At 69.8% G+C, this 13,475-nt stretch carries 13 protein-coding genes and 2 pseudogenes; 8 read left to right on the forward strand and 7 right to left on the reverse strand.

Features of this window, described 5'->3' with window-relative positions:
- Nucleotides 1–49 precede the first annotated feature (49 nt).
- The 6 genes from AC1DW3_RS25965 to puuE are packed head-to-tail and all read right to left on the reverse strand — an operon-like array spanning nt 50 to nt 6,098.
- Complete coding sequence (locus AC1DW3_RS25965; protein WP_477936332.1) at nt 50–445, reverse strand: DUF2946 family protein; 396 nt, start codon at nt 443–445, stop codon at nt 50–52.
- Nucleotides 446–457: 12 nt separating this feature from the next.
- On the reverse strand, nt 458–1,768 hold the full coding sequence (locus tag AC1DW3_RS25970; RefSeq protein ID WP_477936334.1) for a HipA domain-containing protein: 1,311 nt from the start codon (nt 1,766–1,768) through the stop codon (nt 458–460).
- A gap of 31 nt (nt 1,769–1,799) precedes the next feature.
- Nucleotides 1,800–3,020 (reverse strand): ArgE/DapE family deacylase, encoded by a 1,221-nt coding sequence (locus AC1DW3_RS25975; RefSeq protein ID WP_477936336.1) that lies wholly within the window; start codon nt 3,018–3,020, stop codon nt 1,800–1,802.
- Nucleotides 3,017–3,382, reverse strand: coding sequence for a hypothetical protein (locus tag AC1DW3_RS25980; RefSeq protein ID WP_477936338.1), 366 nt, complete (start codon nt 3,380–3,382; stop codon nt 3,017–3,019). The genes AC1DW3_RS25975 and AC1DW3_RS25980 overlap by 4 nt, the downstream gene beginning before the upstream one ends.
- The gene (gene uraD / locus AC1DW3_RS25985) at nt 3,379–5,136 is read right to left on the reverse strand and encodes a 2-oxo-4-hydroxy-4-carboxy-5-ureidoimidazoline decarboxylase (protein ID WP_477936340.1); all 1,758 of its coding nucleotides are present in this window, start codon (nt 5,134–5,136) and stop codon (nt 3,379–3,381) included. The genes AC1DW3_RS25980 and uraD overlap by 4 nt, the downstream gene beginning before the upstream one ends.
- Nucleotides 5,133–6,098, reverse strand: a complete 966-nt coding sequence (gene puuE, locus AC1DW3_RS25990) for an allantoinase PuuE (RefSeq protein ID WP_477936342.1) — start codon at nt 6,096–6,098, stop codon at nt 5,133–5,135. Before puuE ends, uraD begins: the two co-directional genes overlap by 4 nt.
- Before the next feature lie 31 nt (nt 6,099–6,129).
- Here puuE and uraH point away from each other — a divergent pair, with 31 nt between their 5' ends.
- The 5 genes and pseudogenes from uraH to AC1DW3_RS26015 form a co-directional block, all read left to right on the forward strand.
- On the forward strand, nt 6,130–6,483 hold the full coding sequence (gene uraH / locus AC1DW3_RS25995) for a hydroxyisourate hydrolase (RefSeq protein ID WP_477936344.1): 354 nt from the start codon (nt 6,130–6,132) through the stop codon (nt 6,481–6,483).
- On the forward strand, nt 6,473–6,697 hold the full coding sequence (locus AC1DW3_RS26000; RefSeq protein WP_477936346.1) for a hypothetical protein: 225 nt from the start codon (nt 6,473–6,475) through the stop codon (nt 6,695–6,697). Before uraH ends, AC1DW3_RS26000 begins: the two co-directional genes overlap by 11 nt.
- A complete protein-coding gene (gene xdhC / locus AC1DW3_RS26005) occupies nt 6,690–7,457 on the forward strand; it encodes a xanthine dehydrogenase accessory protein XdhC (protein ID WP_477936348.1) in 768 nt (255 codons plus the stop codon). Before AC1DW3_RS26000 ends, xdhC begins: the two co-directional genes overlap by 8 nt.
- Nucleotides 7,458–7,971: 514 nt before the next feature.
- Nucleotides 7,972–8,433, forward strand: a pseudogene (locus tag AC1DW3_RS26010) (methyl-accepting chemotaxis protein); the annotation flags it as partial.
- A 111-nt stretch (nt 8,434–8,544) separates the two neighbouring features.
- A pseudogene (locus tag AC1DW3_RS26015) lies at nt 8,545–9,036 on the forward strand (Cache 3/Cache 2 fusion domain-containing protein); the annotation flags it as partial.
- Nucleotides 9,037–9,039: 3 nt separating this feature from the next.
- Here the strand turns inward: AC1DW3_RS26015 and AC1DW3_RS26020 are convergent.
- On the reverse strand, nt 9,040–9,873 hold the full coding sequence (locus tag AC1DW3_RS26020; protein ID WP_477936350.1) for a substrate-binding periplasmic protein: 834 nt from the start codon (nt 9,871–9,873) through the stop codon (nt 9,040–9,042).
- A 192-nt stretch (nt 9,874–10,065) separates the two neighbouring features.
- On the opposite strand from AC1DW3_RS26020, the gene AC1DW3_RS26025 reads away from it, so the two are divergent.
- From AC1DW3_RS26025 to AC1DW3_RS26035, 3 genes are all read left to right on the forward strand, one after another.
- Nucleotides 10,066–11,250 carry a urate hydroxylase PuuD gene (locus AC1DW3_RS26025; RefSeq protein WP_477936385.1) on the forward strand — a complete coding sequence of 395 codons (1,185 nt, stop codon included), beginning with the start codon at nt 10,066–10,068 and terminating at the stop codon, nt 11,248–11,250.
- Nucleotides 11,247–12,533 carry a glycerate kinase type-2 family protein gene (locus AC1DW3_RS26030; RefSeq protein ID WP_477936352.1) on the forward strand — a complete coding sequence of 429 codons (1,287 nt, stop codon included), beginning with the start codon at nt 11,247–11,249 and terminating at the stop codon, nt 12,531–12,533. The genes AC1DW3_RS26025 and AC1DW3_RS26030 overlap by 4 nt, the downstream gene beginning before the upstream one ends.
- A gap of 76 nt (nt 12,534–12,609) precedes the next feature.
- Nucleotides 12,610–13,449 carry an HDOD domain-containing protein gene (locus AC1DW3_RS26035; RefSeq protein WP_477936354.1) on the forward strand — a complete coding sequence of 280 codons (840 nt, stop codon included), beginning with the start codon at nt 12,610–12,612 and terminating at the stop codon, nt 13,447–13,449.
- Nucleotides 13,450–13,475 lie beyond the last annotated feature (26 nt).

Below are 13,475 nucleotides of genomic sequence, written 5' to 3' on the forward strand. Positions count from 1 at the left end.
CGGACGACGGCAAAACGCCGGGCCTGCACGGGCCGCGGCGACAGAGGACTCAGATCAGCCCGGGTGGGGCGCGTGCGCTGGCGGGTCGCCAGGCGTGGGCAGTGACGGGGGCGGTCCAGAAGCGCTCCGGGGCTTCCAGCACCAGGTCGTCGCGCAACTGCAGCTCGGGTGCCGCAGGAGGCTCGATGAGGTCGGCGACGCCCAAATGGCAGGCCGGGCAATGGCCGTGGGCCAGCAGGTCCAGCGCCGCTTCGATGGGCTTGGGCTTGGCGGCATTGGCGTTGGACGTCGGCGCACGGCAGATGTCCTGCCAGGCCGAGAAATCACCGCGCGCATGGGCCAGCGCCGCGCTGAGGCCCGGCGCAAGCACGCCCAGCAGGAACACCGCCACCAGCCACCACGCCGAGCGGCGGGCGGTGCGGGTCGTGATCGGGAGCTGGGCCATCGTGGGCGGATTCTAGGAGAGGCGCCCGGCCATCTCGCCGGCCACGTCACGCAGGCCACGACTCACGTCGCCGGAGCGGGCGAGTGCGTTCCAGAAAGCCCGTGCCGGCACGCGCGCACCGCTATCCAGCGCCAGCGCGTCTGGCTCAAAGGGCGCGTAGTCCGGTGCGCCGCCCAGCGTGGCATCGGGTCGCCACCGCATCGGCAGCATGTCGTACACCGGCGCCAACGTGAAGCGGCCGCGCAGCATCTGCGCCAGGCTTTGGCCCTCGGCCCACAGCGACAGGTTGCCGGCGTGCATGTCGGTGTTGCCGATCAGGCGGCCGAAATGCCAAAGTGCCTGGATCTGCGCGGTATCCAGCGCTGGCAGACGCCGCTGCCGGGCCAGTGCCTCGGCGGTGCGTGGCCAGCTCCAGTAAGCATCCGAAACGAAACCGGCATGCGCGCCGCCGATAGCCACCACGTGCCGCCGGCCGCGAGGCCCCAGTCGGTCAAAACGGGTGCTGACGAAATAGCTGCGCGCGGCGCTGCACACCACGCGGCTCGCGGCCACGGGGACGCCGTGCTCGGCCAACACCTGCAGCGCCAGGTGTTCTGCATGCAGCAGGTCGTGCCAGCGTTCGCCAAAGGGTGTGCCGCGCGGGGGCGTGAACTTCACGAGCAGCGCCTCACCCTGGCTGCCATGTGCAAGGAATTTGGGCTGCTCGCCGCCTGCCGACGAGCCCGCCGGCAGCGTGCGTGCGACGTCGGCCGCCAGTGCGTCAAACGCCGCGGCCTCGCCTTGCGCGTCGGCCGGCAGGCTGACGGGAGCTTCGTGCGCCGGTTCGCCCAGCGTCAGCGCGCCGGGCCCGTCGTGCAGATGCAGCGCGGCGAAGAGCTGTGTTTCCAGCCGCCAGCCGGCCGGATCGGGTGCGATGCCGGGTGCCGCCAGCCGCTGCGCGAGCAGCCGGCCGAGAAACCCCTGTGCGAGCAGCGGCGCAAGCAGCCAGGGCAGCTCTCCGTTCGCGCTCAGGCCCGCTCCCGGGCCACCGACGTGCAGCACCTCGGGCGCCATCAACGTGACGTTGCCGATGCGCTCCATGCGGCCGTCGGCCATCGTGAGGAAGAGCGGCTGCTGGCCGCTCGATCCGTGAATTGATTTCAGCAGCCCATAACGGGTGGCGCGGGCCCGCCCGAAAGGGGCCACCTGCCCGCCCAGGTCTGCCAACAACCGCGACACGCCGGCCTGACTTCTCTGGGTGATTTGCTGCAAATCGGCCGAGGTCAACGGCCCCCGCGCCGCCAAGGCACCGAGCGCACGGTGATGGTCGGGCCCGAAATTCATCGCTGGTTCGTGAATAGATACTGAATAGATACTACACCGTCATCAGCGCCGCGAGCGTCTGCGCCACCACCTGTGTGGCGCGCTTGAGATCGTCGAGCACCAGATGCTCGTCAGCCCGCTTGGCATTGCTCTCCAGCACCGTGCGCGGCCCGGCGCCGTAGATGGCGGCCGGGATGCCGTGGGCGGTGTAGAGGCGCACGTCGGTGTACAGCGGCGTGCCCGAGGTCGGGATGGGCTCGCCAAACACGGCCTCGCCAGCTTGCTGCAGCGCGGCGACGAGAGGTGCGGCGCCGGGCAGGGGCTTCATGGAGTTGGCGAGCAGCAGGCGCTTGATGTCGAGCTTGATGCCAGGGCTCTGGGCCACCGCGTTCTCGATCAGTGTGCGCACCTCGGCCTCGACGGCCGCCGGGTCCTCCTCGGGAATCATGCGGCGGTCCAGCTTGATGACGACCTTGCCGGGCACGACATTGGTGTTGCTGCCGCCCTCGATGCGGCCGACGTTCAGATAGGGATGGGTGATGCCGGCCACCTCGGAGCGGCGCATCTTCAGCACGTCGTTGTGGGCGTACAGCGCCGTCAGCAGCTTCGTTGCGGCCTGCAGCGCGTCGATGCCGGTGCTCGGGTAGGCCGCATGCGAGGCCAGGCCGTGCAGGGTCACCTCCATCTGCAGGCAGCCGTTGTGGGCCGTGACGACCTGGTAGCTGAAGCCGGCGGCGATCAGGTAGTCGGGCTTGGTGAGGCCTTGCGCCAGCAGCCAGCCGGGGCCGAGCTCACCGCCGAATTCCTCGTCGTAGGTGAAATGCAGTTCGACGGCGCCCTTCAGCTTCAGCCCTGAATTCTTCAGGGCCAGCAGTGCGAAGGTGTAGGTGGCGAAATCGCTCTTGCTGACAGCCGACGCGCGGCCGTAGAGCTTGCCGTCGGCGACATCGGCCGAGTAGGGGCCATGCGTCCAGCCTTCGCCGGGCGGCACCACGTCGCCATGGGCGTTCAGCGCAATCGTCGGGCCGTCTTCACTGAAGCGGTGGCGCACGATCAGGTTGGTGATGGACTGCATGCCCGCGGCCTGCACGTCGGCAGCCGGCACGGCGTGCTTCTCGACCTCGAAGCCGAGTTCGGTCAACAACTCGGCGGTGCGGTCCGCGTGCGGCGCGTTGTTGCCGGGCGGCGTGTCGGTGGGGATGCGAACGAGGGCTTGGAGGAAGCGGACTTCGTCGTCGAAATGAGAAGCGAGCCAGGTGTCGATGCTGTTCATGGCGAGGGATCCGAGGAGGAGCGAGAGCCGACCGAGGCGTCGTCGATACGGTAGTGACAGGTGGGGCACTCTTGGACGTCGAGCAACCAGTTCAACCACTGGCCGACGGAATGCTTGGAGATGGCGTGCCAGCACAGGCTCATGCCGCAACTGGGGCAGCGAAGCGAGACGACCGCCAGCAGCAGGACCAGGCAACCGAGCAGCGTGCCGGCCATCGTGATGATGACAGGCTCGACACCGACGGCCCGTGCCATGAGTGATGGCGTCCAAGACGCCGCTGCGGTGAGTGCGGCCAAACCGCCAGCCAGCCAAAGCCGGCCCCGCATGGCGCTGACCAGCGGCGGCGAGCTCGCATCGGTCATGGGCAAGCCAGGGCGTCCAGCAGGCGCGCGAAGGCCTGAACGCTCAAATCCGCGTCATCCACCGTCACCGACTCCAGCGGGTTGTGGCTGATGCCGCCATTGCCGCCGCGCACGAACAGCATGGCCTGCGGCAGCAGCTCGTGCAGCTTCATCGCGTCATGGCCGGCGCCGGAGGGCAGGCGGTGCAAGGGCAGGCCCAGCTCGGTGACGGCGTTCTCCCAGCGTGACTGCCAGGCGGCGTCGCTGGGCGCGGCGTTGGCGGCCAGTGTCGGCTGCAGCGTGAAGCTCAGGCCGCGGCGCTGGCAGATCTCGTCGAGCTTGGCGCGCACGTCGGCGTCCAGCGCGTCGCGAGCCGTGTCGGTGGTGGCGCGCAGGTCCAGGCTGAAGCGGCAGCGGCCGGGGATGACGTTGATGGAGCCCGACGGCACCTCCAGCATGCCGACGGTACCGACCACGTCGGGCACGGCGGCGGCGCGTTGTTCCGTGAACAGGATCAGCTCGGCCACACCGGCCGCCGCATCGCGGCGCTGGCCCATGGGGGTGGTGCCGGCATGGCTGGCCAGGCCGACGATCTCGCCGGTGTAGCGGCGGCTGCCGTTGATGCTGGTGACGATGCCCAGCGGCAGGTCCAGGCTGTCCAGCACCGGGCCTTGCTCGATATGGACCTCGACAAAGCCGAGATAGCGTGACGCGTCGCGCGTTGCGGTGTCGATGCTCTGCATCGTGCCGGCCAGGCCGGCGGCCTGCATGGCATCGCGCAGCGTGATGCCCGCAGCGTCGGTCTGGTCCAGCCAGCTTGCCTGGAAAGCGCCGATCAGCGCGCTCGAGCCAAGGAAGTCCGCCGGGTAGCGCTGGCCCTCCTCCTCGGAGAAGCCCACAACCTCGAGGCCGAAGGGCAGTCGCTTGCCTTGACGGTGCAGCTCGCGCACCACCAGCATGGGAACAAAAATGCCCAGCCGCCCGTCGAAGCGGCCGGCGCGGCGCACGGTGTCGTAGTGGCTGCCGGTCAGCAGGCGCTTGTCGTCACCCGTGCCGTTGTAGATGCCGACGACATTGCCGACCGCATCGCGGCTGACTTCGTCGAAGCCGCAGTCGCGCATCCAGGCCATCAACTGCTCGCCCACGGCGGTGTGCGTGGGCGTGGCGTAGGTGCAGGTCAGGAAATCGTCCGTCTCGCTGTGCGCGGCGAGCGCAGCAGCCCAGTCCCACAGCTGCTCGCCGAGTTCGGGTTTCACGCCGAACTTGTCGTTCAAGCGGATCTCGGCAATGCGGTGGATCTGGCGCAGGCATTCGGCCCGCTCCAGGTCGGGGTGCGCGCGCAGGCGGCGCTCGAAGGTCGCGATGATCTCGGCGCGTGTGAAGCCCGTGCCGCGCGGCCCGCGCACGGCCAGGATGAAGGGAAAGCCGAAGCGCGTGTTGTAGTCGGCGTTGAGCTTCTGCAGCTTCGCGAACTCCTCCGGCGTGCAGGCGGTCAGCCCGGCCTTCTGCTGTTCGTTCGTCGACTCGGCCGTCAGCTCGCCGGCGACGGCCGCCTTGCCGGCCAGCTCGGGGTGGGCACGGATCAGGCCGAGCTGCTCATTGACGCTGGCTTCGCGCACCACGCGGGCCAGGGCCACCTTCAGCGCGGCGAGGGTTTTGAAGGGCCGGGCCGCCGCAGCACGCTCGGCAATCCAGGGCGAGTGTTCGTAGGTGCCGTCCAGCAGCGCGACAAAGTCCGCGGCGCTGGCGTTGTTGAGGTCGTTGAGTTTCATCATTCCCAGACAAAGGCCGTCTTGGCGTCGAAGGGGTGAACAGTCTTCCAGTGTCTGGCGATATCCAACCGGCGGCAGACCCAGACGCGGTCATGCGCCTCGATATGGTCCAGGAACTTCTGCAGCGCGCGCATGCGCCCCGGGCGGCCGAGCAGGCGGCAGTGCATGCCGATGCTCATCATCTTCGGGCTGTCGGCGCCTTCGGCATACAGCACGTCGAAGCTGTCGCGCAGGTATTCGAAGAAGGGTTCGCCATGGCTGAAGCCCTGGGGCAGGGCGAAGCGCATGTCGTTGCAGTCGAGCGTATAGGGCACGACGAGATGCGGCGCCAGCTCGCCATTGGTCTTGCGCACCTGCAGCCAGAAGGGCAGGTCGTCGCCGTAATAGTCGCTGTCGTACTCGAAGCCGCCGAAGTCGGCCACCAGGCGGCGGGTGTTGGGGCTGTCGCGGCCGGTGTACCAGCCCAGGCCGTGCGGGTCACGGCCCAGGGTCAGGCGCTTGAGCGAAGCCATGGCCTGGGCCAGGTGGGCGCGCTCGGTGTCCTCTTCCATGGTCTGGTAGTGGATCCAGCGCCAGCCGTGCGACGCGATCTCATGGTTCAGCTCGACAAAGGCCTGGGTCACTTCGGGCGAGCGCTCCAGCGCCATGCCGACGCCGAAGACGGTCAGGGGCAGGGCGCGCTGCTCAAACTCCTTCAGCAAGCGCCACACGCCGACGCGCGAGCCGTATTCGTAGATGCCCTCCATGCTCAGGTGGCGGGCCGGGTAGCTGGGCGGGTTGAACATCTCCGACAGGAACTGTTCGCTGCCGGCGTCGCCGTGCAGCACCGAGTTCTCGCCGCCCTCCTCGTAGTTCAGCACGAACTGCACGGCCACCCGGGCGCCCCCCGGCCACTGGGCCTGGGGCGGGTTTTCGCCGTAACCGATCAGATCGCGGGGGTAACGGGGTTGACGGGGTGCGTTCATCCCTAAACTTTGCCCCATCTCAGGAGATTTGATGGGCAAGCTGACAACACATGTGCTGGATACCGCCAATGGCTGCCCCGCCGCGGGCATGGCGGTGCGCCTTTACCGCTTCGACGCGGAAGGCCCCAAATGGCTGCGCAGCCTGCATCTGAACGCCGACGGCCGGGCCGACGGCCCGCTGCTGGATGGCGCGACCTTCACGGCCGGGCGCTACCGCCTCGTCTTCGAGGTGGCGGCCTATTTCCGCGCTCGCGGCGAGAAGCTGCCCGAGCCGGCCTTCCTGGACGAGGTGCCGCTGGATTTCGGCATCGCCGACGAGAACTCGCATTACCACGTGCCGCTGCTGGCTTCGCCGTGGGCTTACTCGACCTACCGTGGCAGCTGAAACCCCGCCAAAGCCTGCCAACCGGGGTGAAAGCCTCGGCGACGGCGCCCTGATCGTTGTCGAAGGGCTGGCCAACCTGGGCGTCTGGGGGAGTGCCGGCTTCGCCGTCGCCATGGGCAAGTTCCTGCTGGGCGGCGCCCTGGCCGCCCTGGGCCTGGGCGTGTTCCTGCGCTTCAAGCGGCTTCGCATGAAGAGGAGGGCGCAGCGTGGCTGAGGCCGCCTGCATCCTCGTTTCCGTGGCCCGCAGCACCGGCAGCGTGCCGCGCGAGGTCGGCGCCTGGATGGCGGTGACGTCGGATGGCATCACCGGCACGGTGGGCGGCGGCCATCTGGAATTCGACGCCATCGCCCGCGCCCGCCGGGCGCTGAGCGGTGACGAACTGGAAGCCGAGGTGCGTTACCCGCTGGGCCCCAGCCTGGGCCAATGCTGCGGCGGCGTCGTCTGGCTGGCCTTCGAGCGCGTCGCGGCGGGTGAAGACCTGGCCGCTCGCCTGCCCCAGCCGCCGCTGCGGCCGCTGGCCCTGTTCGGCGCCGGCCATGTCGGCCTGGCCATTGCCCACATCGCCCGCCACCTGCCGCTGGCCCTGCACTGGATAGACAGGCGCGAGAACCAGTTTCCCGCTCAGCCGCCCGAACGCGGCTGGCGCCAGGAGGTCTGCGACCCCGCGGCCGATGCCGTCGACGACCTGGCGCCCGGCTCGGCCGTCCTCATCATGAGCCACAACCATGCCGAAGACTTCGACATCGTCGCCGCCTGCCTGAAGCGTCGCCGCGAGCGAGGCGATCTGCCCTTCATCGGCATGATCGGCAGCCGCACCAAGTGGGCGAGCTTCCGCCAGCGCCTGGAGACGCGTGGCTTCGCGCCGGACGACCTCGGCCATGTCGTCTGCCCCATCGGCGTTCCCGGCGTGGCGGGCAAACAGCCGGCGGTCATCGCCGTTTCGACCTTGGCCCAGATACTGGCCCTGCCATGAACAAACAGGATGGATCGATATGGGATTGAACGCGGAGCGCGGGGCCGCGGCTTCCTCACCGGGTGGGCTGTCCACCACGCACAAGCTGGCACTGGCCTTTGCCTGGTTGACCGTGCTGAGCGTGGGGCTCGCGGCGGCGGCGCTGTATGCGCTGGGGCCGGTGCTCATCCTGAGCCTGCTGGCCGCCAGCGTGCTGTCGACCGTGGCGCTGGCCGTGCTGCTGTCGCGGGTGCTGGTGCGCGAGCTGGGCGCCGAGCCGCGCGTGGTGGCCCGGCAGCTGCAGTACGTCGCCCATGGCGACCTGACCCACCACGTGCCCGTCAGGCCCGGCGACGAGGCCAGCCTGATGGCGGGCCTGGCGCAGATGCAGCAGCGGTTGATCACCGTCGTCGGCCAGGTGCGCGAAGGCGCCGAGAGCGTGGCCCTGGCCAGCGCCGAGATCGCCACCGGCAACACCGACCTCTCCCACCGCACCGAGCTGCAGGCCGCCGCCCTGCAGCGCACCGCCGGCGCGATGGACACGCTGCGCCAGCAAGCGCTGCTCAGCGCCGACCATGCGCGTGATGCCAGCAGCGTCGCCACCAGCGCGAGCGGCGTGGCCGTGCGCGGCGGCACGGTGGTGGGCGGCGTGGTGGACACCATGCGGGGCATCAGCCACAGCTCGGCCCGCATCGCCGAAATCATCGGCGTCATCGACAGCATCGCCTTCCAGACCAACATCCTGGCCCTCAACGCGGCGGTGGAGGCGGCCCGCGCGGGCGAGCAGGGCCGCGGCTTCGCCGTCGTGGCCGGCGAGGTGCGCGGCCTGGCGCAGCGCAGCGCCAACGCCGCCAAGGAGATCAAGCAGCTCATCTCCGACAGCGGCGAGCAGGTGCAGCAGGGCTCGCGCCAGGTCGACGGTGCGGGCGAGACCATGCAGCAGGTGGTGGACGCCATCCAGAAGGTCGACCGCATCGTCAACGAGATCAGCGCCGCAGGTGCCGTGCAGGCCACCCACGTGAGCGAGGTGAGCGAGTCCATCGCCGAGATGGACCGCAGCACGCAGCAGAACGCCGCCCTCGTGGAGCAGAGCGCCGCCGCAGCCGAGAGCCTGCGCGAACGGGCGCGGCAGCTCGTCGGCGCGGTCGCCTTCTTCCGCCTCCATGCGGCCGGCAACCCCCAGGCCCTGATGGCCGACATGCAGGCGCGCCTGGCCCAGCTCGGCACGCCGCGGGTGCAGGGCAGCGAGCGTTGTGGCGCCGGCCAGGCGCCAGGCCTGTACTTCGGCTCGCGCAAGCTGAACAACGACTACCAGCTGGTGGACGACATCAAGCGCAAGACCGGCGCCACGGCGACGCTGTTCGTGAAGTCGGGCGACGAGTTCGTGCGCGTGAGCACCAATGTGCTGACGCCTGAAGGCACGCGCGGCGTCGGCACGCCGCTGGCACGGGCCAAGGCCTATGAGCTGGTCAGCCGGGGCCGGCCCTTCAGCGGCGAAGTCGAGGTGCTCGGCCAGCCCTTCGACGCCTGCTACGCCCCTATCCTTGACGCCGGCGGCGCGGTGATCGGCGTGGCCTACGTCGGCTTCAAGAAGAGCTGACCATCAAGGCTGCAGCCGTGCGGGCGCTGATGCCGGCGCCGCCGGCGTCAGCGTGAGGCTGCGCCCGGGCTGGGCCTGAAAGCGGCTGTTCTGCGCGTCGATCTCGCGCTCATAGGCTGCCCAGGCCTGCTGGATCTCGCCGCGCTCGCGCATGGCGCGCAGGGCCTGCTCCAGCGGCGCCACCCAGGCGGCATGGGACTCGTGCACGCCGTGGAAGAGGGTGGTGCGGCTCAGCGGCGTGGGCACGCGGCAGACCGAGCCCTGGCGCGTGTCCACGGGCATCTCGGCCATCCAGGGCGTCGTCAGCATCAGGGCGTAATCGGCCTGGCCCGAAGTGAGGTTGAGGAAGGCGTCGCTCGGCGTGTTGGCCGGCACGCGCGCGGCTTCGGGGATCAGCACCTCGGCGGCGACCATGCCGCGCTGATAGCTGATGCGGCGCCTGGCCAGCTCCTCGGGCGCCAGTGCGGCGGGGCAGAGCGCCCGCGCAAAGGCATAGACATGCAGGTTCAGCAGCGGCACGTCGACCTTGCGCATGAAGGGCGACTGCTCGTAATAGGCCTCCACGCGCATGGCCACGGCGTCGACCCGGCCGGCGCGCAACTCGACCTGGGTGCGCGGCAGCGGCCAGGGCACGAACTCGACCTGCAGTCCCAGCGAGGCATAGGCCTTGCGCAGCAGCGCCTCGGCCGGTGGGAAATAGCTGCGCTCGACATTGGTGGCAATGCGCACGGCGGCCGGCTCCTGGGCCTGGACAGCGCCCGCGGTCAGTGCGATGGCGGCCAGCACGCGCAGGCGCCGCCCGAGGGACAGGGGCTTGCGGGGCTGGCTGGCGGTCATGGGCCGATTGTGAGAGCCAAGCCCGCGGCGTGCCGTCGCGCTGCCGCGCCGACGTGAAGCCGGTCACGGCGCCTGCATACACTCCGGGCCTGTCGCAGCGGTGTCGGGCCTGCCGGGAGGAGTGGGGGCCTGCGGACGCGACCCTGGAGGCTCCACAGCACCCGCCGTGGTGGAGCCGTGGAGAACCGCGACTTGGACATCTATCTGCTCGACTGGGCCAGCCTGCTGCTGCGCTGGCTGCACGTCATCACCGTCATCGCCTGGATTGGCGCTTCCTTCTACTTCGTCTGGCTGGACAACCACCTCGTCAAGCCGATGTCCGACGAGCTCAAGGCCAAGGGCGTGGACGGCGAGCTCTGGGCCGTGCATGGCGGCGGCTTCTACAACCCGCAGAAGTACATGGTGGCGCCCAGCAACCTGCCGCAGGACCTGCACTGGTTCTATTGGGAGAGCTACTGGACATGGATGAGCGGCATGGCGCTGTTTGTCGTGCTCTACCTGTGCAACGCCAGCCAGATGCTGATCGACGCTCGCGTCCATGCCTGGGGCGCACCCTGGCAGGCGGTGGCGGCGGCACTCGGCTTTCTCGTCGTCGGCTCGGCCGTCTACGACATCGCCTGCCAGGCCCTGGGTCGCACCAAGGATGGGCAGATCGGCAATGACGGCCGCGTGATGGCCGTCGTCGTGGCCTTTGTCATCTTCGAGAGCTGGCTGGCCTGCCAGCTGTTCGCCGGCCGTGCGGCCTTCCTGATCGTCGGCGCCACGTTGGCGACCATGATGACGGCCAACGTCGCGCACTGGATCATCCCGGGCCAGAAGAAGGTCATCGCGCAGATGCGCGCCGGCCAGAAACCCGACCCCATCCACGGCCAGCGCGGCAAGCAGCGCAGCGTCCACAACACCTATTTCGGCCTGCCGGTGCTGATCGCGATGCTCAGCAACCACTACGGCATGCTGCATCAGCATGCGCAGAACTGGGTCGTGCTGTGCGTGCTGATGGCAGCGGGCGTGGCCATCCGCATCTTCTTCGTCAAGCGCCACAAGGGTGTCAACAGCTGGGGCGCCGTCGCGCTGGCCCTGGCGCTGCTGGCCGGGCTCATCGTCTGGATGGCGCCCAGGCCCCAGCCCGCCGCGGCCGCGGTGGTACCGGTCACGCTGGAGCAGGTGCAGGCCGTCGTCGCGCAGCGCTGCGCGATGTGCCACACGGGCGAGGTGGCGCAGAAGGGCGTGCGGCTGGACTCGGCCGAGGGTTTGAGCGCACACAAGGCCCAGATCTACCAGCAGGTCATCGTGCAGCGCGCCATGCCGCTGAACAACGCGACCGGGCTGACCGAAGAAGAGCGCGCCTTGATCGGCCGTTGGGCGCTCCAACCATGACGCTCGACCCGCGCGCGCTGCTGCGACAGCTCTACGACGTCGCCGTCGCGCGGGCGCTGCCGGGGCGCGTCCTTGCGGCCCACCTGCCACCGCCGCCGAAAGGCCGCACCCTGGTGCTCGGGGCCGGCAAGGCCGGTGGCGCCATGGTGCAGGCGCTGGAGGCTGCCTGGCCGGCCGACGCCAAGCTGTCGGGCTTGGTCATTACGCGCTATGGCCACATCCCCGGTGGCTGGCGGCCGCGGCGCATCGAGCTCGTCGAGGCTGCCCATCCGGTGCCGGACGCCGCTGGGCTGGCTGCCAGCGAGAAGATGCTGGCCCTGACCCGCGGGCTGACGGCCGACGACCTGGTCATCTGCCTGATCTCCGGCGGCGGCTCCGCGCTGATGAGCCTGCCCGCGCCTGGCCTGACGCTGGCCGACAAGCAGGCCATCAACCGCGCGCTGTTGAACAGTGGTGCCGCCATCGGCGAGATGAACTGCGTGCGCAAGCATCTGTCCGCCATCAAGGGCGGGCGGCTGGCCGCGGCCTGTGCGCCGGCGCGGGTGCTGACGCTGGCGATCAGCGATGTGCCGGGCGATGACCCGGCGGTCATCGCTTCCGGCCCGACGGTGGCCGATGCGACGAGCTGCGCCGATGCACTGGCCATCTGCCGCCGCTACCGGATCGAGCTGCCACCCGCTGCCCGGGACGGCCTCGCGTCGGGCGCCTTCGAGTCGCCCAAGCCGGGTGACTTCGCCCAGGCCGGCCACGAACTCGTCATGCTGGCCACGCCGCAGATGAGCCTGCAAGCGGCCGCCGCCTTGGCCCGGGAGCAGGGCATCGCCGCCCACATCCTCAGCGACGAGATCGAAGGCGAGTCGCGCATCGTCGGTGGCCTGCACGGGGCGCTGGCGCGTGCGGTGGCGCGTCGGGGCGAGCCCTTCGCCAAGCCCTGCGTCCTGCTGTCCGGCGGCGAGACGACGGTGACGGTCGATGCCAGCCGCCCGGCGGGCAAGGGCGGTCGCGCCACCGAGTTCCTGCTCGGCTGCGCGCTGGCGCTGCATTGCGAGCCCGGCGTGTTCGCGCTGGCTGCCGACACCGACGGCATCGACGGCGTCGGGCCGCACGCCGGCGCGCTGCTGACGCCCACCAGCCTGGCGCGCGCCCGCGCCCTGGGGCTCAACCCCCAGGCCCTGCTGGACGCCCATGACAGCGCCAGCTTCTTTGCGCCGCTGGGCGATCTGCTCGTCCCGGGCCCGAGTTTCACCAACGTCAACGACTTCCGTGCATTGCTGATCGTTTAGGGGAGGTGAAGTCCGTGGCGCGGGCCAAACCTTAGGCCTAGACTGGCCCGACTGTCATCGCTCCCGGAGGTCAAAGATGAGTGCAGCTGCCGAACGTTTCTTCGTCAAGCACAACGCCCTGCCGACCATGCCCGAGGTGGCCTCGCGGCTGCTGAAGAGCTTTGACGACGACAACGTCGGCCTGTCGCAGATCGCGGCGCTGATCGAGAAGGACGGGGCGCTGACCGCCAAGGTGCTGCGCCTGGCCAACACGGCCCACTACAGCCCTTCGCACCAGATCTCCACCGTCGTCGATGCCGCCCACGCGCTGGGCCTGGAGACGCTGCGCAATCTCGCGATGGCGGCTTGCCTGAGCGGCGCTTTCCCCAAGGTGCAGGGCCTCGACCGCGCCACCTTCTGGCGCCACAGCGTGGCCACCGCCAACTACGCGCGCATCCTGGCCCGCATGCTGGGCGCCGACGCCGCCACGACTGACACCGCCTACCTCGCCGGCCTGATGCTGCGCACCGGCCAGCTGCTGATGGCCCTGGACGAGCCGCATCTGGTGGCCGACGTCGAGACCCATGCCGCCGAGCCGGGCAGCCGCTTCTCGCTGGAGGAGCACCGTTTCGGCTGCACCCACGCCGACGTGACGGCGTCGCTGGCAGCGCACTGGCATTTCCCGCACGCCATGGTGGAGGCCTTCAAGGACGCCAACACGCCGCTGGAGATCCGGCCCTTCTCGCTGATCGCCGCCGTGCTGCATGTGGCCGAGGTGCTGGCCGACGCTGCCGAGCACCATGACGAGCCCGTGCACGCGCTGAAGGTGGCGGTGCCCGAGCTCATCGAGCATCTGCACCTCGACCTGGAACTCCTTGCCGCCAAGATCGCTGCCACGGGCGATCCGGCGGCCGAGGTGGAGCAGATGCTCCACTGAGGGGGCACTCCTGGCCAAGCCGCACA

It is taken from the genome of Roseateles sp. P2_H4, from assembly GCF_056403315.1.

Bases quoted from the DNA above. Each gene is read 5' to 3' on its own strand.
- AC1DW3_RS25965 (WP_477936332.1), bottom strand. From the start codon at position 445: ATGGCCCAGCTCCCGATCACGACCCGCACCGCCCGCCGCTCGGCGTGG.
- AC1DW3_RS25980 (WP_477936338.1), bottom strand. From the start codon at position 3,382: ATGACCGATGCGAGCTCGCCGCCGCTGGTCAGCGCCATGCGGGGCCGG.
- uraD (WP_477936340.1), bottom strand. From the start codon at position 5,136: ATGATGAAACTCAACGACCTCAACAACGCCAGCGCCGCGGACTTTGTC.
- AC1DW3_RS26030 (WP_477936352.1), top strand. From the start codon at position 11,247: ATGACGCTCGACCCGCGCGCGCTGCTGCGACAGCTCTACGACGTCGCC.
- AC1DW3_RS25975 (WP_477936336.1), bottom strand. From the start codon at position 3,020: ATGAACAGCATCGACACCTGGCTCGCTTCTCATTTCGACGACGAAGTC.
- puuE (WP_477936342.1), bottom strand. From the start codon at position 6,098: ATGAACGCACCCCGTCAACCCCGTTACCCCCGCGATCTGATCGGTTAC.
- AC1DW3_RS26035 (WP_477936354.1), top strand. From the start codon at position 12,610: ATGAGTGCAGCTGCCGAACGTTTCTTCGTCAAGCACAACGCCCTGCCG.
- uraH (WP_477936344.1), top strand. From the start codon at position 6,130: ATGGGCAAGCTGACAACACATGTGCTGGATACCGCCAATGGCTGCCCC.
- AC1DW3_RS25970 (WP_477936334.1), bottom strand. From the start codon at position 1,768: ATGAATTTCGGGCCCGACCATCACCGTGCGCTCGGTGCCTTGGCGGCG.
- AC1DW3_RS26020 (WP_477936350.1), bottom strand. From the start codon at position 9,873: ATGACCGCCAGCCAGCCCCGCAAGCCCCTGTCCCTCGGGCGGCGCCTG.